Source organism: Bradyrhizobium yuanmingense (genome assembly GCF_029167105.1).
In the GTDB taxonomy this organism is placed as follows: Bacteria; Pseudomonadota; Alphaproteobacteria; order Rhizobiales; family Xanthobacteraceae; genus Bradyrhizobium; species Bradyrhizobium yuanmingense_A.
The window spans coordinates 1-933 of sequence record NZ_JARFML010000122.1 but is presented as its reverse complement, the minus strand read 5'-3'; the positions used below and the strand labels follow the sequence as shown (position 1 = coordinate 933).

At 58.4% G+C, this 933-nt stretch carries 1 pseudogene; it reads right to left on the bottom strand.

Annotated elements, in window-relative coordinates:
* Positions 1-887, bottom strand: a pseudogene (locus P0R31_RS40730) (IS630 family transposase); the annotation flags it as partial.
* Positions 888-933: the final 46 nt, after the last annotated feature.

The window sequence follows — 933 nt, the reverse complement described above, 5'->3', positions numbered from 1 at the left end:
AACCATACTTGACCTGATTGAGCCATGACGCACTTGTCGGCGTGAAATGAAATTGCACGTTGGGATGGGCCTTGAGCCAGCCCTCGTTCTTTTTATGAGTGTTGAGATTGTCGAGGATGACGTGAAGCTGGCGGCCCGGATAAGCCTTGGTGACGCTGTTCATGAAGTCGAGAAATTCGACGCGGCGACGGCGTTTTGAATGCGTTGCGATGATCTTTCCGGTGGTGACTTTGAGCGCTGCAAATAGTGTCGTGGTACCATGCCGCTGTAGTCGTGGCTCTGGCCGGTCAAGGCGCGGCCATTGGGCAACTTCAGATAGCCCTGCGCTCGTTCCAAAGCCTGGATCGAGGGCTTCTCGTCCACGCATAGCACAATGGCCCTCGCCGGCGGGGCGACGTAAAGGCCAACAATATCGGCGGCTTTGGCCGTAAAGTTCGGGTCGTTGCTCTCACACCAGGACTTGCGAGCCACAAGGTCGATCTTGTGGCTGCGCAGAAGCCCCCAGACATATTGGACACGACCTCGCCCAGCGCCTCGGCCAGCAGGGGGGCGGTCCAGCGCGCAAACCCCTGCGGCGGCGGCTTGTCCAGCAGCTTCAGAATCCGCTTGTCGGTCGTCTTCGTATAGATCGGCTGCTTGCCCGGCCGCGGCTTGTCCTTCAGCCCTTCAAGGCCATGGTCGGCATAGCGATGCCGCCAAACGCTGACAATCCGCGGCTGGACCCCAACTTCCTTGGCTATCGAGCGCGTACTGCGCCCGTCCGCTGCCAACAGAACAATCCGAGCCCGCTTCAAATCGCGCTGCAAGGTCACCGGTGAGCGACAGCACGCCTCAAGCACCTTGCGATCTTTCCTCGAAAGGTGGACTTCTCTTCCTTCGGGTATCATCCATATCTTGAATCACGACTCACGATCCAAGAAAAGTGGGTACTAG